Source organism: Novosphingobium aquae (genome assembly GCF_037572715.1).
GTDB lineage: Bacteria > Pseudomonadota > Alphaproteobacteria > Sphingomonadales > Sphingomonadaceae > Novosphingobium > Novosphingobium aquae.
The window spans coordinates 80535-100244 of sequence record NZ_JBBHJY010000011.1 but is presented as its reverse complement, the minus strand read 5'-3'; the positions used below and the strand labels follow the sequence as shown (position 1 = coordinate 100244).

The 19710-nt window shown below is 63.7% G+C and carries 13 protein-coding genes; 7 read left to right on the top strand and 6 right to left on the bottom strand.

The window, feature by feature from the left end; translation table 11 throughout:
- Positions 1 to 121 precede the first annotated feature (121 nt).
- From WG900_RS18490 to WG900_RS18480, 3 genes are read left to right on the top strand one after another with little or no spacing between them, the layout of a single operon-like run.
- Positions 122 to 2239 (top strand): PQQ-dependent dehydrogenase, methanol/ethanol family, encoded by a 2118-nt coding sequence (locus WG900_RS18490; protein ID WP_339969575.1) that lies wholly within the window; start codon positions 122 to 124, stop codon positions 2237 to 2239.
- A 28-nt stretch (positions 2240 to 2267) separates the two neighbouring features.
- Complete coding sequence (locus WG900_RS18485; protein ID WP_339969573.1) at positions 2268 to 3140, top strand: amidohydrolase family protein; 873 nt, start codon at positions 2268 to 2270, stop codon at positions 3138 to 3140.
- Complete coding sequence (locus tag WG900_RS18480) at positions 3140 to 3877, top strand: alpha/beta fold hydrolase (protein ID WP_339969571.1); 738 nt, start codon at positions 3140 to 3142, stop codon at positions 3875 to 3877. Before WG900_RS18485 ends, WG900_RS18480 begins: the two co-directional genes overlap by 1 nt.
- A 76-nt stretch (positions 3878 to 3953) precedes the next feature.
- Here the strand turns inward: WG900_RS18480 and WG900_RS18475 are convergent, their stop codons facing one another.
- Both WG900_RS18475 and WG900_RS18470 read right to left on the bottom strand, forming a co-directional pair.
- Positions 3954 to 4253 carry a hypothetical protein gene (locus WG900_RS18475; protein WP_339969569.1) on the bottom strand — a complete coding sequence of 100 codons (300 nt, stop codon included), beginning with the start codon at positions 4251 to 4253 and terminating at the stop codon, positions 3954 to 3956.
- Positions 4254 to 4309: 56 nt separating this feature from the next.
- A complete protein-coding gene (locus WG900_RS18470; RefSeq protein ID WP_339969568.1) occupies positions 4310 to 7210 on the bottom strand; it encodes a M16 family metallopeptidase in 2901 nt (966 codons plus the stop codon).
- A 213-nt stretch (positions 7211 to 7423) separates the two neighbouring features.
- Here WG900_RS18470 and WG900_RS18465 point away from each other — a divergent pair, with 213 nt between their 5' ends.
- Positions 7424 to 8125: a DUF4197 domain-containing protein gene (locus WG900_RS18465; protein ID WP_339969566.1), complete on the top strand. Its 702-nt coding sequence runs from the start codon at positions 7424 to 7426 to the stop codon at positions 8123 to 8125.
- Between the two features lie 99 nt (positions 8126 to 8224).
- Here WG900_RS18465 and WG900_RS18460 read toward each other — a convergent pair whose 3' ends face one another.
- Both WG900_RS18460 and WG900_RS18455 read right to left on the bottom strand, forming a co-directional pair.
- On the bottom strand, positions 8225 to 9802 hold the full coding sequence (locus tag WG900_RS18460; RefSeq protein WP_339969564.1) for a DUF4139 domain-containing protein: 1578 nt from the start codon (positions 9800 to 9802) through the stop codon (positions 8225 to 8227).
- Positions 9803 to 9809: 7 nt separating this feature from the next.
- Entirely contained in the window at positions 9810 to 11321 is a 1512-nt protein-coding gene (locus tag WG900_RS18455) for a DUF4139 domain-containing protein (RefSeq protein WP_339969623.1), read from the bottom strand.
- Between the two features lie 143 nt (positions 11322 to 11464).
- On the opposite strand from WG900_RS18455, the gene WG900_RS18450 reads away from it, so the two are divergent.
- Both WG900_RS18450 and clpB read left to right on the top strand, forming a co-directional pair.
- The gene (locus WG900_RS18450) at positions 11465 to 11608 is read left to right on the top strand and encodes a hypothetical protein (protein ID WP_339969562.1); all 144 of its coding nucleotides are present in this window, start codon (positions 11465 to 11467) and stop codon (positions 11606 to 11608) included.
- Between the two features lie 117 nt (positions 11609 to 11725).
- Positions 11726 to 14305 carry an ATP-dependent chaperone ClpB gene (gene clpB / locus WG900_RS18445; RefSeq protein ID WP_339969560.1) on the top strand — a complete coding sequence of 860 codons (2580 nt, stop codon included), beginning with the start codon at positions 11726 to 11728 and terminating at the stop codon, positions 14303 to 14305.
- On the opposite strand, the gene WG900_RS18440 is transcribed toward clpB, so the two are convergent.
- A complete protein-coding gene (locus WG900_RS18440; protein WP_339969558.1) occupies positions 14302 to 15267 on the bottom strand; it encodes a TauD/TfdA family dioxygenase in 966 nt (321 codons plus the stop codon). The two genes, clpB and WG900_RS18440, sit on opposite strands and share 4 nt — an antisense overlap.
- A gap of 50 nt (positions 15268 to 15317) precedes the next feature.
- On the opposite strand from WG900_RS18440, the gene WG900_RS18435 reads away from it, so the two are divergent.
- The gene (locus tag WG900_RS18435) at positions 15318 to 16292 is read left to right on the top strand and encodes a hypothetical protein (protein ID WP_339969556.1); all 975 of its coding nucleotides are present in this window, start codon (positions 15318 to 15320) and stop codon (positions 16290 to 16292) included.
- Positions 16293 to 16370: 78 nt separating this feature from the next.
- Here WG900_RS18435 and WG900_RS18430 read toward each other — a convergent pair whose 3' ends face one another.
- Complete coding sequence (locus WG900_RS18430; RefSeq protein ID WP_339969554.1) at positions 16371 to 19523, bottom strand: TonB-dependent receptor domain-containing protein; 3153 nt, start codon at positions 19521 to 19523, stop codon at positions 16371 to 16373.
- Positions 19524 to 19710 lie beyond the last annotated feature (187 nt).

Below are 19710 nucleotides of genomic sequence, written 5' to 3'. Positions count from 1 at the left end.
CGGTGCGCGACGGGGAGGGCCGGCTTGCCGGTGTGGGAAAGTGCCGGGCGGTTCGCTCAGACCATCGCCGCGCCGCTGCAATGCTGCTATCATGCGGCGGTTCGGGAGGGAGTTTGCCAGCATGATGCGTTTGTTCGCCCGCACCGCCGTAATGCTCGGCGCAGTCCTGCTCGCCTCCTGCACGCCGCGCGCCAGCGGTCCGGCGACTGAAGGCGTGACCGATGCCATGCTGGTCAATCCGCCCGAGGGCGAATGGCTGTCCTATGGCCGCGACCCTTCGGAGCAGCGTTTCTCGCGTTTGAAGGTGATCAACGACGGCAATGTGGGCCAGCTCGGGCTCGCCTGGGCCGCAGAAATGGAAACCGCGCGCGGACAGGAAGCTACGCCGCTGATGCATGACGGCACGCTCTACGTCACCACCGCATGGTCGATCCTCAAGGCCTATGACGCGAAGACCGGGCGGCTGAAGTGGAGCTACGATCCCAAGGTGCCGCGCGACACGCTGGTGCGCGCCTGCTGTGATGCGGTGAACCGGGGTGTCGCGCTCTATGGCACGTCCGTCTATCTTGCCACGCTCGATGGCCGGCTGATCTCGCTCAAGCAATCGAACGGCGCGCTGATGTGGTCAGCGCTCGTCGTGCCGAACCAGCAGGATTACACGATCACCGGCGCGCCGCGCATCGCGAACGGGCTGGTGCTGATCGGCAGCGGGGGAGCGGAATACAAGGCGCGCGGCTTCCTCGCGGCTTACGATCACCGGACGGGCGAGCAGGTCTGGCGCTTCCATACCGTGCCGGGAAATCCCGCCGATGGACAGGAAAGCGCGGCGCTGGAAAAGGCCGAAAAGACCTGGGCCGGCAAGTGGTGGGAACTCGGCGGCGGCGGCACGGTGTGGGATTCGATCACTTACGATGCCAAGACCGGCCTAGTGCTGTTCGGCACCGGCAATGCAGAGCCGTGGAACCCGGCTGCGGCGGGACGACAGGGGGATTCGCTCTACACCTCGTCAGTCGTCGCGGTGCGCGCGGATACTGGCGAATACGTCTGGCACTTCCAGGAAACGCCCGAGGACCGGTGGGACTACGACAGCAACGCCCAGATCACGCTGGCCGACATCGAGATCGGCGGCAAGCTGCGCCATGTCGCGCTGCACGCGCCGAAGAATGGCTATTTCTACGTGCTCGACGCGGCGACGGGCGAGTTCCTTTCCGCCGGCGCTTTCTCGCCGCAGAACTGGACCACCGGGATCGATGCCAAGACCGGCCGCCCTGTGATCAATCCCGAGGCGCGTTATGAAAAGACCGGCAAGCCCTTCATTGGCATGCCGGGCGTCGCCGGCGCCCATTCGTGGCAGCCGATGAGCTACAGTCCGGCCACCGGGCTGGTGTACATTCCCGCCAACATCGCCGCATTTCCCTATCTTGCAGCGCAGGGCTGGAAGCCGAGCGAGATCGGCTTTCAGCTTGGCCTCGATTCCGCCGCTGTGGCCATGCCCGCCGTGCCGCAGGTCCGCGCCGGGGCCATGGCCGCGACGACCGGAGCCCTGCTCGCGTGGGATCCGAAGACGCAGAAGGCGGCGTGGTCCGTGCCGCACGCCGGCCCGTTCAACGGCGGCACCCTGGCGACAGCGGGCAACCTGGTGTTCCAGGGCGACGCGGCGGGGAGTTTCAGTGCCTATGCAGCGGACAAGGGCCGCAAGCTCTGGTCCTTCCCGGTGCAAACAGGCGCGATTGCCGCGCCGATGTCCTACGCCATCGATGGCGAGCAATATGTCGCGATCCTCGTCGGCTGGGGCGGGCTGTGGGACCAGTTCTCCGGCGTGCTGGCGCACAAGAGCGGGGCCACGCGCAACATCAGCCGGCTGTTGGTGTTCAAGCTGGGTGCCAAGGGGCAATTGCCGGCGCCCGTGCCGCTCAGCAAGCTGCCGCTCGACCCTCCGGCCTTCACCGGGACCAAGGAGCAGGCTGCACTCGGGGCCGGGTTCTATGCCCGCTATTGCACCGCCTGCCACGGTGATGCGGCGGTGGCGGGCGGGCTCAATCCGGACCTTCGCCGTTCAGCGGTGCTCGGCAATCCGAAGACGATGCAGGCGATCGTCCATGACGGCGCGCTCTCGCCCAAGGGCGGCGGCAATGGCATGGTCTCGTTCAAATCGGCGCTCAAACCTGCCGACATCGAGGCGATCCGCCAGTACCTGATTCTCCGCGCCAATGAAGACAAGGCGCTGGGCGAGAAGTAAGAGCCTGGGGGCTAGCAAGGAATTCCGCGTGACCATCGACCTGTCCAAGATCCGTGCCATCGACATGCACGTCCATGCCGAAGTCTCGTGCCATGATCCCGAAGACCCGGTGATGGGCAAGTTCTTCGACGCCGCCAGCGCCTATTTCAAGGCCCCGCGCGAACGGCCCAAGATGCCCGAGATTGCGCAGCTGTATCGCGAACAGAACATCGCCTTCTGCCTGTTCACCGTTGATTGCGAGAGCGGGCTGGGCGCCAAACGCGTCTCGAACTACGAAATTGCCGAATTCGCCTCGCAGAACGCCGACATCTGCATACCCTTCGCCTCGATCGACCCGCGCAAGGGCAAGCTCGGCGCGCGTGAGGCGCGGGACCTGATCGAGAATTACGGTGTGCAGGGCTTCAAGTTCCATCACATCATGCAGGACTGCGACCCCGCCGACCGCGTCGGCTACCCGATCTACGAAGTCATCGCCGAGCACCGGCTGCCGGCGATCTTCCACACCGGCCATTCGGGCATGGGCACGGGAATGCGCGGCGGCGGCGGGGTGCGGCTGAAATGGGGCCAGCCGATGCTGGTCGATGATGTCGCGGTCGATTTCCCCGACATGAAGATCGTGCTCGCCCACCCGTCATGGCCGTGGGTCGATGAAAGCCTGTCGATAGCGCTGCACAAGGAGAACGTGTTTATCGACCTGTCGGGCTGGTCGCCGAAATACTTCCAGCCGCAGATCATCCAGTACGCCAACACGCAGCTGAAAAAGAAAATGCTGTTCGGCAGCGATTTCCCGCTGATCCATCCCGACAAGTGGATAGAAGCAGCCAGGACAGTGGGCTTCAAGGACGAGGTTATGCCCGGCATCATGAAGGACAATGCGGCAAAACTGCTGGGTCTGGCCTGATGGCGGGCTTCATCCTGATCCACGGTTCGTGGCACGGCGGCTGGTGCTTTGACCTGCTGGCCAAGGAACTGCGCGCGCGTGGGCATGAAGTTGATGCGCCGACTTTGCCCGGTATGGGCGGCACCAAGGATGAGCTTGAGGCAGTGACACTGGACGGCTGGGGCCAGTTCGCCGCCGGTCGCTGCCGCGCGATGCGGGAGAAAGTCGGCGGCGCTCCGGTCATCCTTGCCGGGCACAGCCGGGGCGGGCTGGTGATCTCCACCGCTGCCGAGATTGACCCGCAGGCGATGGACGGCCTCGTCTATATCTGCGCGATGATGCTTCCTGCTGGCATGAGCCGGGCCGAATTCAAGGCGCTTGAAGGGCCAAACCTGGACTTTGATGCGATCATCATTTCGGTCGAGGACGGCGCGGGGACCATCGTCGATCCCACGCGGGCGGGGGCGGTTTTTGCTCAGGCCAGCCCGCCGGAGCTAGTCGAACAGGCCTTGCCCAAGCTCACCATCGAGCCGCACGGCGTGCGCTCCACGCCGGTACCGGTCACGCCGGAACGCTGGGGCTCCGTGCCGCGCATCTACATCGAATGCACACTGGACCGGACGATCCCGATATCCAGCCAGCGCAATATGCAGGCTCTGTGTCCGGGCGCGGCGGTCATCACGTTGGAGGCCGATCACAGCCCCTACCTGTCGCAGCCCATGGCGCTGGCCGACGCGCTGGAAGCTGTGCTTCCCTAAAAGAAGGCCGGTCCATAATGAAAACCCGGAGCACTTGCGGTGCCCCGGGTTCCCGATTTCAGCAATGTGGCTGGGTTCAGCCAGCGCGGCTGCCGCTCAGCGGCATCGAGCCAAATGCGCCTGCCTTGACGTCGCCCGTGATCGTGTCGCCATCAACGGTCGCGGTGCAATCCAGCGTCATCGGCATCGGCACCTTCATGTCCATTGACCAAGTCAGCGTGTTGCCTTCGACCTTGCCGTTGTTGACGTCCATCGCGCCCATGCCGCCGGCGAGCGATCCGGTAAAGGCATCGCCAGCGACGACGACGGTGAAGGTGCCGCCCTGATCGCCCATCGGGGTCTTCACATTGACGTTGTAGGTTCCGGCAACTGACATTTCAGGTCTCCTCAAACAGGTTTGTGGCGCGTTTCAACGCGTTTGCAGGCCCGCTGTCAATTGCCCGAAGCGGCGGCGGCGCGGACCTCGACCGGCAGGCCGAGGCCCTTGAGCTGCGGCTCGACCACCTTGCGATCCCCGACAACGACGAAGACCAGCCCCTCGGCCTGAAGATAGGTCATGGCCGCCATGTTGAGTGCCGTAGCGTCAATGGCGCGGTAGCGGCCGGGCAGGGTGACGTAATAGTCATCCGGGCGGCCCAGCCGGTCGTTTGCCATTATCGCGCCGAGCACTTGTCCGTTGGTCTGGAAACGGTTTGGCAGCCCGCGAATATTTCCGTCGGTGACGCGGTTGTATTCGACCGAATTGACGGGTTTCGTCGCCGGGAAGGCCTTGATGTTATCCAGCAGCAAGCGAATCGAATCGCCGGTGCGGTCGGACTGCACCGGTGCTGAAATGGTGAAGCTGCGCGGACCGACGGGGGCCGACACGCCCGAACGCACGCCATAGGACCAACCCTTGTCTTCACGCAGGTCTAGGTTGAGGCGGCTGAGGAATCCGTTGCCGAGAACCTCATTGGCGAGGTCCAGCGCTTCCTTGTCCTGATCGCGGCCAGTGAGCGCCAGCACGCGGCCGGCAACGATGACCGATTGCGGTGAATTGGGCCGGTCGATCAGTACGATGCGCGGGTTTGGAGCAGCGACAGCGGCCTTGAGCGGCTTGGCCGGGGCGGCGCTGGCAGGCACGCGCCAGCCGGAGAACGCTTTTTCGAGCAGCGGCTTCAATTGCGCCATTGTCACGTCGCCGACCACGGTGATCTTGGCGAGGTCGGGGCGGAACCACTTGGCATGGGCCGCCGAAAGAGCAGCCGAGGTCAGCGCGGCCAGCGTCTCGGTTTCACCCAGTCCGTCACCCGGCAGACCATAGGGATGGCCGGGGCCGAACAGGATCGGCGAGAGGCTGCGCGAGGCCAGCGCGGCGGGGTTGGCCTTGACCTGCGCGAGGCGCGACAGTTGCTGCGTGCGGACGCGGCTGACTTCGCCCGGATCGAAGGCTGGGTCCAGCGCCACATCGGCCATCAGCGCCAGTGAGGGGGCGAGGTTGGCGCTGAGCGCGTCGAGCATGACCGACGATGAATCGAGCGCGGCACCGGCGGAAATCGTCGCGCCCAGCCGCTCCTGCTCTTCGGCAATCTGCACCGAACTGCGGGTGCGGGTGCCTTCATCGAGCAGCGAGAGCATCAACTGCTGCGTGCCCGGCGTGTCGAGGACATCAGCGCTGGTACCAGCGTCGATATTGAGTGCCACGACGACCTTGGGCACCGCCGTGCGGCGCGCCAGAGTTACCGGGATGCCGTTCGACAGCGTGCTGCGCTCGATTGCCGGGAAGGCAAGTTCACCCACCGGGGCCACAGGCGGCGTGGCGCGCGGGGCGGATTTGGCGATGGCCGGAACCGCCACCTTGGGATCCTTGGCGCGCGCCGGGCTGGTCGCCTCGTCGCCCCAGCCGCCCATGGTGTCGCCCTTTTCGGTGCGGGTGCCGGGCACGACATTGATCGCTGCAGACGGGCGCCCCATCCACTTGGCAACGGCGGCGCGGACCTTTTCCGGAGTCAGCGCGGCGAGCGCAGCAAAGTCCTTCTTGTACTGCTCCGGATCGTTCGAATAGAGCGCGCCTTCCGCCAGCGTCGAACCCTTGCCGCCGAACCCGCCAACCTGCTCAAGCGCACCAATCTGGCCGCTGACGGTGCGGGTGGCCGAACGGCGCACCTCGTCTTCGGTCGGGCCTTCGGCGATGAACCTGGCGATGACATCGTCGAACGCCTTTTCGGCCACGGCGCGGTCGACGCCGGGCTTCACGTCCATCTGCGCCTCGATGAAGCTGAGCTGTTCGTGAAGCTGCGTGCTGGCCGAAACCGACACCGCCTGCTGGCTGCCGCGCACCAGCGCATTGTCGAGCCGCGAGCTCGATAGCCCGCCAAGAATGTCGAGCCCAACGACCAGCGCGGTCGCGTCCGCGTCATTGAGGCCAGGGCCGGTCCAGTTGCGGGTGAGCCGCAAGGTCGGCACCTGATCGGCCATATCGCGCACTACCGGGGCGGCGAGCGTGACCGGGCCGGCTTGCACACGCGGCGCTTCGGGGCCGCGCGGGATCGCGCCGAAATACTTCTCGATGAGCGGGCGCGCGGTCTTCGCGTCGATGTCGCCCGACAGCGCCAGCACGACGTTGTTGGGGGCATAGTTGTCCTTGAACCACTGGCGTACATCACCCAGCGTCGCGGCATCAAGATCGGCCATCGAACCGATGGTCGAGTGGCGATAGGGATGGCCGATGGGCAGCAGCACGTCCTGCGTGACATAGTTCGACAAGCCATAGGGCCGGTTGTCGTTCTGGCGCTTTTCGTTCTGCACCACGCCGCGCTGCTTATCGAGCTTGTCCTGCGTAACCGCGCCGAGCAGGTGGCCCATGCGGTCGCTTTCCATGAACAACGCGAGGTCGAGCGCGCCGGTGGGCACAGTTTCGACATAGTTGGTGCGATCAAACCAGGTGGAGCCATTGGTTGAGGTCGAGCCCGCAGCTTCAAGCGGCTCGTCGAAATTGGCTACGTTCTCCGACCCGCCAAAGAAGATGTGCTCATAGAGGTGGGCAAAGCCGGTCTTGCCCTTGGGTTCGTGCTTGGAGCCGACGCGGTAATAGGTGGTGACGCCAACGATGGGGGCCTTGCGATCGGTGTTGATCAGCACCCGCAGGCCGTTGGACAGGGTGAATTCCTCGTAGGGAATGTCGACCGCCTTGACGAGATCGGCGAGCGCCGCGGGCTGGGGCTGGGCGGGGGCGGCGGCGGCCGGTGCGGCATCGGAGACGGAGGCCGGGCGCTGCGTCTGGCCAGAGCAGGCGGACAGCGCGAGGGCGAGCAGAGAGGGGATAATGAGCGAACGAACGGGCAGACGGCGCATGGGCTCTCCGGGAAATGCGGGAATATCAAGCCTGCACCTTACCGAGTGACCGGCCAAGGGCCAGCAGATATGTCAGCCCTTTTCGACAAGCAGCATAACTGCGCCGCCTAACGACTTTGCCGCTCGCGCGCCGGATGTAACGTCATGAAACACGCGGTTGAATTGGCGGCTCCGGTATGAAACGTTACGCGCCAGGGAACCGGGAGCATTTGAATGGAAAACCGCCACTTCACTGACCGCCGCCACATGATCGCCTTGATGGGTATGGGCGCGCTGATCCTGCCCGTCGCGGCGCGGGCGCAAGTGCTGGGCGGGCTGGGCCTTGGCTCGGGGCTGACCTCGCTGCTTGCCAAGGCAAGCGATTCCTCGCTCGACAAGCTTTCGGTGCCGGGGGGCTTTTACAACGACAGCGCGATCCGCATCATGCTGCCGCTGGTCGGCGGCGCGGGCGGGACAATCGGCAAGCTGCTCGGCGGGGCGGACAAGCTGGGGCTGACGGACGGAATCACGCGTAAGCTCAACGATGCGGCGGGCTTGGCAGCCAAGGAAGCCAAGCCGGTATTTCGCGCGGCGATTGACCAGCTCAAGCTGACCGACGTGCCAGGCATCGTCGGCCAGAACGACGGCGCGACCCAATACCTGCGCCGCAGCTCGGGCGATGTGCTGCGGGGCAAGTTCCGTCCGCTGATCGATGCCGCGCTGGTGCGGGTCGGCGCATTCGGAGCGCTGGACCAGCTGGGCAAGACCAATTCGCTGGTGCGCGCCGCTGGCCTCACGCGGGACAAGCTGGCGGGTTCGGTGACCGATCAGGCGCTGAACGGGATCTACAAGTATATCGCCGGCGAGGAAGGCCGTTTGCGCTCCGATCCGCTGGGCAAGGCCGGCGGGCTGCTGAAGGGCGTGCTAGGGAATTGAGCCACACGTCATCCCGGGCGTGCCCCGGGATCGCTGGCCTCATGGCGAGAGGTTCTCGCAATAGCTCCAGCGATCCCGGATCAAATCCGGGACGACGGCTTACTTCAACGCCTTCGCCTCCGCCACCGTCCAGCGCAGCCGGGTTTCGCTGCCGGGAGCCAGCGTCATCGCCCAGATCTGCTTGCCGGGCTTCCTGATCATCTTGCCGGGCAGACCCTTGTAGATCCGGTCATCCCCGGCTGCGAATTCCAGTTCAAAGCGCACTGCAAACGGGTTGGCATTGCGCACCACAGTGGTGACCGCGGCAGGCTTGCCCTTGACCCGCGCTTCCTCTTCGCTGCGCACGGTGAAGCCGGTGGGTTCACCGAATTCGAATTCGACTTCTTCGCCCACCGCCTTGTTGCGGGTGGAGGTCTCGCCAACGACCTGCCGGCCCAGTTCGCCATCCTGATAGACCACGACCTGCCCGGCGGGCAGCGGATCGCCTAACCCCTCGGTTTTGCGGTTCTGGAAGCGGAACAGCATTTGCGGGTCGTCCGCCTGACCATAGACACGGCTGCGATAGACCAGATCGCCCTTGACCTTGGGGGCATTGAGGAAGGCCACCTGCTTCTGCGCGTTCGAAGCCACGGTTACCGGGATCGGAATGCGATAGAGCTTCAGATCGCCCAGCGCTTCCGAAACGGCGGTTACTGCGATGGGCAAATCCATCGCCTTTTCCTCGCGGCGGCGGGCCGTGACGATGATGTCGTCGGACATGGCAGACATCGCCATAGCCATCGGCGGAGGTGGCGGCGGTGGTGGCGGCATCGGGCCTTCGGAAAGCGGGATCTCGTGCGTGCGGCCCGCGGGCCAGCAGTTCGCCCACTTGTTGAGCCAGCGGGCTTCGTCCTTGGCGCGCTGGCCGGTATCGTCGTGGGTTTCGTAGGATCGGTTGATCTCGCCCGCCACGGCGCTGGTCGTGGCATCGACAAAGCTGGTTTCATCGGCGCTGGCCATGGTCAGCCAGGACAGCAGCGACATAGATTGCCCGTCGGGACTGAGCACCGCGACATAGCTCGCGTCCCAGTCAAACCCGGTGGCGATATAGGCGAGCGTCACCGTCGCCTTGCCGCCCGGCTGATCCTTGGTGGTCATGGTCAGGACCGGCTTGGCGGAAAGGTCGGCCGGGGCGCCGGGATAGATCAGCGTTTGGTTGAGTCCGCTGCAATAGACCGCTTCGGAGCCCTTGGCGGTGGTCACCACCAGCCGCTGGGCAGCGGAGCGCACGGTGGCGCGCTCCTCGGTAACGGCACCAGTGACCGGATCGGTGCGGCGCAGGATTACGGCCTGCCCGGTGAAATTGTCGACCAGTCCTTTCTGCGAAAGCAGCGCGGCATCACGGTTCTTTTCGCGCGGGCTGGTGCCGAACAGGATCGCCGATTGCGGCACGATCCCGCCGGCAACGCCTTCAAAGCGGATCACCACTTCGCCGGGCGGCAGGTCGACCACGCGGGTTTCGGCGATCAGGGCGAAAGCACCGGGGCTGCCTTTGTTGATCGCATTGCCCGCCGCGCGCTGCGGGTCGCGGTAGATGGTGACTGCCACGCTGTCGGGCTTGGCCGAGACGACAAGCGGCATCTGCGCCAGCGCGGGGCTGGCGATCAGGGCGAGAATCAAGGCGAGCAGGCGGCGCACCACCCAGTCACCACGGCGTCAGAAAGGTAACCGTCAGTTCGGTCTTGCCATTGGCCGGGACAGGCACTTCCCATGTCCGTCGGTCAGCGCTTTCCTGAGTGCCGGGGATCGATTCATCCACCACCCGCAGATCGCGCCACCACCACCACTGGTTCAGTCCGCCTTGCGCGACATCGACCGTCACCGGCACGTCGCGCGCATTGGTCACGATGTAGCGCATCTGGGTGCGCCAATAGGTCTTGGGCCGTTCGGCGGAGACTTCCTTCACCGAGCCATCGGGATAGGTGATCTTGTAGCGGGCATATTTCTCCCACTCGTCGAGCGTGATCTGCTCACGCATTTCCATGACCGGCTGGACCTTGACGTCGAACGCCTCGCCAGTGCGGAGTGCAAGGTTTGATCCGCCGGGGGTGTGGCCGATGCCGCTTTCGCCGATGAACTGCGCCTGCCCCTTCGAATCGCGCATGTAAACGCGCACCGTGCCTGCCGGCAGCGCCGCGCCGACCCCCCCGGAGCGGGCGTTGGAGAACTTGAGGATCGAACTGGCGCTGACCGGCTGGCTCTGGTTGCCCATCCAGCTGTTGGAATATTCATAGCCTTTGCGCGCCGGCACGCCCGATACGTCGAGGAAGCTCACCTGCTTGGTCTGGGCATTGGCAATCGTGGTACGGCCAGCGATCGGATAGACGTGAAAATCGCCGAGCTGCTGCCCGCCGCTTTCGGTGCCGGGACGATTGCCGCGCGGGCGGGACGGTGGCGGCGGCGCGTAGCCGCCATTGTAGCCCTCATACTGGTTTACTTGCCCAACGCTGCCCGCGACCATCAGGACATTGGCACCGGTGAAAGTGGTGCCAGTGTTGTTGGTCAGCGTCACCCAGCCCTGAACGTCGATCTTGCCGGCCTTTTCATCGAACAAGGTGACGTAGTCGGCCTTCCAGCCCATGCCGGGGGTGAGGTAGGACAGTGTCAGCGGGCGCGGGCCGGTGGTCTTGGCGTCCATCGTCACCGACAACGTTGGCCGCGCGCGCAGGTTTGGCGGGATGGCGTCAAAGATCACCCGCACCGGCAGGCCATCGTCGCGCAGCACTTCAATCCGCTCACCGATCTTGAGCACGACGCCGCCGTTCGCCGCCATGACCAGCGCCCGCTCGCGCGTTTCCGCGCCGGTGGCGGGGTTTGTGCGGACCAGCGTGATCGTCTGCCCCACGGCCTTTTCCATCAGCGCCGCCGGGGTCAGCAGGTCATAGTCGAAGTTCTGCTCAACCACGCCAAAGCCTTCGCCCGACAGTGTCACCGTTTCGGCGCGGATCATGGCGGAGACGTCAGGGAATTCCTGCCGGCTGCGGCCATTCGGCAGCGAGACCTGCCGCACGTCCTGGACCAGTGCGAGGTTGTTGTTGTAGATCGTCACCGACACGTCGCCCTGCGCGGAACGCGGAGAGGGGGCGGCATTTTGCGCCGGGGCACTGGCAGGCAGCACTGCCAGTCCAGCTAGAAGCGCAAGCCTGATCAGTCGCATATCCGTCCCCTTCGGCAGTTTCGATTCGAGACCATGCCGCAAGCCGGGCAGCATGGCGAGCAGGATCGCGGTCGATCTTTGCTTCACCCAGAAGGCCTTAGCTCTGCTGAACCGTGGCTTAAGCACGTCGGCTTGCGAATCCGGTGCAGCAATCTAGTGTCGCGGTCCGGACCGGCACGCGCGCGGGCCTGCTGCCCGCCGGAGCGGTTCGCAATGGCGGCACGGTCACCGGTGAGCGCGACACCACGCCGGATGTCATCAGCGTGCACCGAGCATTGCCGGCATGAAATTAGAAGGGGCGGCTCGGGAAACCGGGCCGCCTTTTTTTCCATCTTTTTGATCGAGGTCCTTGTGTTGCCCATTAGCAACACTACCTTGCGGTGTAACAGGAGGCTGATACACCCATGAACCTCGAAAAATTTACCGACCGCGCCAAGGGCTTTCTCCAGTCGGCGCAGACCGTTGCGATCCGCATGAACCATCAGCGCATCGCGCCCGAGCACCTGCTCAAGGCGTTGCTTGAGGATGGCGAAGGCATGGCCTCGGGCCTGATCCAGCGCAGCGGCGGCAATGCCCCGATGGCGCTGGTCGAAGTCGACAAGGCGCTCGGCAAGATCGCCTCCGTGACAGGCGGCGGCGCGCAACAGACGCCCGGTATCGACAACGATCTCGTCCGCGTGCTCGATGCCGCGGAGCAGGCTGCGACCAAGTCTGGCGACGCCTATGTCACGGTGGAACGGATGCTACTCGGCCTCGCTTTGGCGAGCACAACGGCGGCGGGGCAGGCGCTGAAAGCTGCAGGCATCACGCCGCAGGGGCTGGAAGCTGCGATCACTGCGCTGCGGGGCGGTAAGAAGGCTGACAGCGCATCTGCCGAGGAAACCTACCAGGCGCTCGAAAAATTCGCCCGCGACCTGACGCAGGCGGCGCGCGACGGCAAGCTCGACCCGGTCATCGGCCGCGACGAAGAAATCCGCCGTACTATCCAGATCCTCGCCCGCCGCACCAAGAACAACCCGGCGCTGATCGGCGAACCCGGCGTCGGCAAGACCGCGATTGCCGAAGGCCTCGCGCTGCGCATCGCCAATGGTGACGTGCCCGACAGCTTGAAAGGTCGCCGCCTGATGTCGCTCGACATGGGCAGCCTGATTGCCGGTGCCAAGTATCGTGGTGAATTCGAGGAACGGCTGAAGTCCGTGCTCGACGAAGTGAAGGGCGCCGAGGGCGACATCATCCTGTTCATCGATGAAATGCACACGCTGATCGGCGCGGGCGCGTCGGAAGGGTCGATGGACGCGGGAAATCTGCTCAAGCCGGCGCTGGCGCGCGGCGAACTGCACTGCATCGGCGCGACCACGCTCGATGAATACCAGAAGTACGTAGAGAAGGATCCAGCGCTGCAGCGGCGTTTCCAGCCGGTGTTTGTCGGTGAACCCACGGTCGAGGACACGATCTCGATTCTGCGCGGGCTCAAGGACCGTTACGAACTGCACCACGGCGTGCGCATTGCTGACAACGCAATTGTCGCGGCGGCAACGCTGTCAAACCGCTACATTGCCGACCGTTTCCTGCCCGATAAGGCGATCGACCTGATGGATGAGGCCGCCAGCCGCATCCGCATGGAAGTGGAAAGCAAGCCCGAGGAAATCGAAGTCCTCGACCGGCGCATCATTCAGCTCAAGATCGAGGAACTGGCGCTCGCCAAGGAGAACGATCAGGCATCGAAGGATCGCCTCACCGCCCTGCGTGAGGAGTTGGCGAACCTTGAGCAGCAGTCAGCTGAACTGACGACGCGCTGGCAGAACGAGCGCGACAAGATCGCAGCGGAAGGCGAGCTCAAGGGGCAGCTTGAAGCCGCGCGGCTTGAATTGGAGCAGGCGCAGCGCGCGGGTGACCTCGCCCGGGCGGGCGAACTGACTTATGGCCGCATTCCGGAGCTCGAAAAGCAGCTCGATCTGGCTGACGGCAGCGCCGGCAATGCCCTGCTGCGCGAGGAAGTGACCGCGGACGACATCGCCGCCGTCGTCAGCCGCTGGACTGGGGTACCGGTCGACCGGATGCTGCAAGGTGAGCGCGAGAAGCTGCTCAAGATGGAAGAGACCATCGGCAAGCGCGTGATCGGCCAGCAGGACGCGGTGATCGCCGTGTCCAAGGCCGTGCGCCGCGCGCGCGCCGGATTGCAGGACCCGAACCGGCCGCTGGGCAGCTTCCTGTTCCTCGGCCCCACGGGTGTCGGCAAGACCGAACTGACCAAGGCGCTCGCCGGCTTCCTGTTCGACGATGACACAGCGATGGTGCGCATCGACATGTCCGAATTCATGGAAAAGCACGCGGTCAGCCGGCTGATCGGCGCGCCTCCGGGCTATGTCGGTTACGACGAAGGGGGCGTCCTCACCGAAGCCGTGCGGCGGCGGCCCTATCAGGTCGTGCTGTTCGACGAGGTCGAAAAGGCGCACCCCGACGTGTTCAACGTGCTGCTGCAAGTCCTCGACGATGGCCGCCTGACCGACGGGCAAGGCCGCGTGGTCGATTTCACCAACACGCTGATCATCCTCACCTCGAACCTCGGCAGCCAATACTTGGCCAATCTCGAGGACGGGCAGTCAGTCGAGTCTGTCGAGCCTCAGGTCATGGAAATCGTGCGCGGGCATTTCCGCCCCGAATTCCTCAACCGTCTGGACGAGATCATCCTGTTCCACCGCCTCGGCCAGGACCACATGGCTCCGATTGTCGAGATTCAGGTTGGCCGCGTGGCCAAGCTGCTCAAAGATCGCAAGATCAGCATCGACCTCAGCGATGCGGCGAAGCGCTGGCTGGGCCGGGTCGGTTACGATCCGGTCTATGGTGCGCGGCCATTGAAGCGCGCGGTGCAGCGTTACCTGCAGGATCCGCTGGCGGAAAAACTGCTGGCGGGCGAAATCCCGGACGGATCGAAGGTGACCATCGACGAAGGTGACGGCGAACTGGCGATTACGGTCGGCTAGGCTACCCGAGGATTGGCGGGTGGTGCGAAATCGCGCCGCCGCCATGGCGCGTCGGGCACTTCCTCCGGATCAGGCTGGGCGCAGGCCAGATAGCCGAAGTAGGTGATGATGTGCCGCTCGGCGGGATCGTCGATCGGTCGGCGCCCGTGCATGAAGCGCGTGTTGTCGAGCATGACGACATCGCCCGTCTGCCACGCGACCGGATGGCTCAGCCGGTCGCCGCGGGCCTTGATCGCCTGCAGCCAGTCCTCTGGCACCGGCGTGTAATCGTCAAGCAGCGGGAAGTCGCCGCGCCCGTTGTAAAACCGCGCGAAGAGCAGGAAATTGCCGAAGGCCGGCTCGTCAGTGAACATCGGCTTGTGCAGCGCCGGGCGCGAGAACAGCCGCGCAATGGAGCCGTCGCTCATGCGGCGGAATTCATAGGGGCAAGAGGGCGGAGGCGCGGCGAGCAGCGCGTCATTCGGACTTGGCGTGCCGAGCCAGAACTGCATTAGCTCCGGCCATGTCGGCATGGCATAGACCAGCCGCCGGCCTGACAGCCCGCGCTGGACTTCCGGCGGCAGGGCGGCGGCAAGAGCGACCCCGTCGCAAACCGTGGTCTCTCCGCCTTGCGCGGGCGGCTGCATGCAGATGAAGAACGCGGTGTCGGGCTTCCATGGCTCGCGGCTGAGTTCAGGGTGCAGCGGAAAGGCGTCGCCGCCCAGGTTCACACTCTGGATCGTGCCTGTCGTGTCGATCGTCACACGGCCGGGCGATTCGTTCTTCACCGCCGTCGGACACAGAGTGCGGGTGAAGCGGGCAAAGGCATCAAGATCGGCGTCAAACCCGCGCAGCAGCAGCGCGCCGTGCGCCTTGTAGAGCGCGATCACTTCGCCGTGGGCCAGCGTATCGATCGTCCGCTCGCCCTCGGCTTCGATCCTGACCAGCGGAAATTGGGGCAAGGGCAAGTGGACGCGGGCCATGATGAGCAGGGTGATAGCCGAGGTGCCGGGGCCGCGCTATAGGCGGTACCATGGCCATGACGCTAGCTGACCTCGTTTCCTCACCGGACAATTACCTCCATTCATTCGAGGGCGACGAAGCGCTCTTCGTGCCGATGGACCGCGCGGCCTACCGCCGCTCGATCTTCCTCGATGCGCGGATTTCACCCGCAGGCGACGGTGCGATGCGCGTGCCGCTTGCCATGCTGGCTGGCGGGTGTGGCGACAGCCAACCGGCGATGGGCTGGATTTTCCATGTCGCCCATTGCGGCTCGACGCTGCTGGCACGCGCGCTTGAGGGTCTCTCGGATGCGCTGGTGCTCAAGGAACCGGCGGCCCTGCGGCAACTGGGTTTCGCGCCCGATGATGTGGCGCTGGACCTCGTCCTCGCTATGCTGGCGCGGCGCTATGATCCTGACGTGGCGACCGTGGTGAAAGCCAACGTGCCGGTGAACTTCCTCCTGCCCGACATTGCCGCGCGCCGCCCGCAGGACAAGGCCATCGCGCTCTACTGGAACCTCTCGGACTATCTCACTGCCATCCTGCGCAGCGACAATCACCGCCAGTGGCTGCGCGGCATTACCGACCATTTCGCTGCGGAGATCGCCCTGCCTTCCGGCGCATCCGACGCCATCCGGGCGGCAGCCTTGTGGCGCGGGCAGGCGGAGCGCTTCCTTGCGCTGGCGCAGGCCATGCCGCGGACCGCTACGCTCGATGCGGCGCTGTTGTTTGCCGAACCCGCGCGCGCTGTCGCCCTTGCCGCGGCGCACTTCGGCCTGCCGGTGTCCCCTGCCGAGGTCGGGCGGGTCGTCAACGGGCCGCTATTCGCCACCTATTCTAAGCGGCCCGATGTCGCCTTCGACAACGCGGACAGACTGGCCCGCGCCAAGGCAGATTCAAGCGGGCTGGGGCAAGAAGTTGTCGCCGCCAGATCATGGATTGCGCAAGATGGGCAGTCACTGCAATCACTGACCGACGGCCTTTCGGGGCGCGATCTCTTCGCCTGAACCGGCTCGCGCGCAAAAAGAAAGGGCGGGATACTTCGATCCCGCCCTTCCCCTTTTCATTCAATATCCGACATGCGATTAGAAGCGCTTCCGCACCGACATGGTGAAGCGGCGGCCCAGGGAATCGTTGATCGAACCCGGGATGATGTAGCCAAAATATTCCTGCCCAATGCGGTTGGTCAGGTTCGTAACCGCGATACCTAGGCGGAACTTGTCAGCAGTATCGAACCAGATCGACGCATCAACCGTCACGTAGGGATCATAATGGTCGAACTCGCGCGTGTCGTTCGGGTTGCCACCGCGGTTGGTGTAGGAAAGGGCTTGCGTGCCAACATAGTTGATATTGGTGCTAATGCCCCATGCCTTGTTCGAGTAGCGCAGGCGCATCTGGCCCTGCCACTTCGGATCGCCAAGGAGGCCTTCCGACTGGACTGGCGCGATGCCGGTGATGTCAACGAGACGATTGCGCAGGTAGAAAAGGTCTCCGCCCAGTTCGAACGAACCATCCATGCCGAGGCTGTTAAGCTCGGTGATGTAGTCAAGCGTCGCCTGAACACCATCCATCTTGATCTGCTTGCCGTTCACGAAGCCCGAGGTAACGCCCGGGTTTGCTGCATCCGAAATAACCTGACCTGTCGCGTCACGCCTTATCAGCGAGCAGAAGCCGTTGCCATTGGCTGGATCGGCAGTGTTAAAGTCCGGATTGTCGAAACAGGACTGAGTGATCGTCGCGACAGTCAAGCTCGAGATCGGGTCCTTGATTTTGATGTTAATGTAATCGACCGTCAGCGTCAGATTGCGAACGAAACGGGGGCGAATGATCACACCATAGCTGAAGCTGTCAGCCACTTCATTGCGCAGGTTGGGGTTGCCTCCGTTCAGGCCTGGAATGGTCGCACCAGCCGCGGCGAGCGGCGTGGCAGTCGGGAACTTGGCGAGGAAGGCGTTGCAGTTCGCGGTACGCGTTGCTGGAACCGGGCCAGCCGCAATATTGGTTGGCGAACAAAGATCAGGCACGGTCGTGAATACGTTTGTGACCGGTGAATAAAGTTCAACGATTGCCGGCGCACGGAATGACCGGGTATAGTTGCCCCGGAACTCTATATCGCGGATTGGGGCGAAGCTGCCGCCTGCCGACCACGCGTTGAAGCCGCCATTGACCGAATTGTTCACGTGGCGAACTCGACCATAGGCTTCAAGTTTTGAGAAGATAAAGTCATTGTCCGGAGTAATGATCGGAGCCAGGACTTCGCCGAAAAACTCGTTAAGTGTATATTTGCCAGAGGTCGCAGCAATGCCCACCGAACGGCCCAGCCCAGCCTGCAAGAACGAGTCAGGAACGAAAGCGCCCTCTTCTTCATGGTGTTCGTAACCGGCGTTGAACGAGACCGGGTTACCAAACAGGTCGAACGGAGAACCACCGACGTTCACGTTGGCGACGAACTGCTCGAGGCGAGTCTTGGCCAGCGTCTGTTGGATGACGTAGGCACGTGCTTCGGCGGAAGGCGCACCTTCACCAAATAGGCTCAGCGGACGGCAGTTCGCATCGGCGACCGGGGCTGTGGCCAGACCGCCAACGATAGCGGTCGTGCCGCAGTTGTTGATCGCATTAACGAAGTTTTGCTGGTTGATGTTCTGGTTGTAATCCCAGAAGTCATTCCGGCCGTAGTTCACGTAGGCTTCGAAGTTGTAATCGCGTCCGGCCAGCGAGAAGTCTCCGTCGAAGCCGACGACGCCGCGGTAGAGCCGATTGCGAGAATTACCCGTAAGGTCGGCAAGATCCACGTTTGCACGGCTGAGTTGGAAGGTGGTCGTGTAACCATTTGCTGCCAGCACGCTCTTGGCTTGCGCGCTCAGGCGTGGGTCGTTGACGCTGAATGTGAGGGCGCTGGAAACGCCGCCGAACAGGGTCGCGTTAAACGTAGGCTGCTGGACAAGCTCGTTGCCCTTGCCTTGGAAGAACATGCCTTCAGCGAAGAACCGGATATTGTCGGTAAGGTCATAGGTGAAGAACATGTTCGCGTTAATGCGCTCGAGATCCGAAGTGATCTGTGAGAAGTCGTTAAAGCTGAATCCGTCACCGCCAGAAGAACGCGAGGTGGTGCTTCCGGTGCCGTTGGCATTCACCAAGCGCGAGATAAACGGAATGCCCGGGTTGTAGGGGACCAGGTTGCCGCTTGGGTCGAAGGCGAACTTAAAGATGCCGGCACCGTTCGAAAGCACGCCGCCGCGGCTGAGCTGGGGCAACGTGACGTTGCGCGCCAACACGCTGCCGGGGATGCCGTCGCTGGTGGTGTCGTTGAAACCGATGCCCGTATTGACGCGGCCATCCGTAGCAGGAGTAATGTTTGCCGAGTTGCGGAACAGGTTGGCGAGCAGGTTGGCGGAGGTAGCGGACGTGCAGACGCCGGTGGCGCTGAAGGTTGAGCAAGGGTTGGTCAGGTTGCCAAGGTTCTCGCGATAGAAGCCGCGCGAATTGAACAGGACTCCATCAACATGCTCGTAACTGGCGGCCAGGGTCAGGTTGCCGCGGCCATCGGCGAAATCGAAACCGCCGGCGCCAGCGAAGCTGTAGCGGAAGTTGTCACCTTCTTCGGTGACGCCCGCGCTGGCGCGGACTTCAAGGCCCTTGTACTTCTTCTTGAGGATGATGTTGACGGTGCCTGCAATCGCGTCGGTTCCGTAAACTGGTGCGCCGCCAATTGAAACGCGGTCGATGCGATCGATAAGGATTACCGGAATGGTGTTAAGGTCGACCTGCGTGCCGGGCGAGGCGTTGCCAAAAATCGTTGTTACGTTCGAGGAAACCACGCGGCGGCCGTTTAGCAATGTCAGACTGCGATTGGAGCCGAGGCCGAAGCTGTTGATGAAGTTGACGCCTTGACCGAATGAGCCCTGCGCACCAGCCGGCGTAACTGAACCACGGAAGCCGGGGATTTCGTTAAGTGCGTCGGCCGCATTAGTGATCCCGCGATCATCAATGTATTGGCTGGTGACGGAAACCGTCGGCTCGGAATTGGCGAGCTGCGGCTGGCGAATGCGTGAACCGGTAACGACGATGGTGCCAGCTTCCTCCGCGTCGCAAACGCCGTTTGCATCCTCGTCAATGCAGTTTGCGGCCGCCGCTGCCGCATCTTGCGACCATGCGGCGCTCGGAGCGAACAGGCTCGCAAGGGCGAGCGGCAGCGCGGCGATTTCAAGGCGAAGTGCAGTTTTTTGGTTGAAGTTCACGTTTATAGTCCCCTTTGCCTCACGGCCGCAGGAATGTGCGGGCAGAGAAAACAGCAGAGGATGGCGATGACAATCCAGAGGAAGGTTCGCGGCAGTCCCCGACCGCTCAATACGACTTGGTTGTCTTAGGTTGGGAACGGTTTCAAATGAAATCCTGACGGTTTGTCGAAATCAGAACCTGATGTTG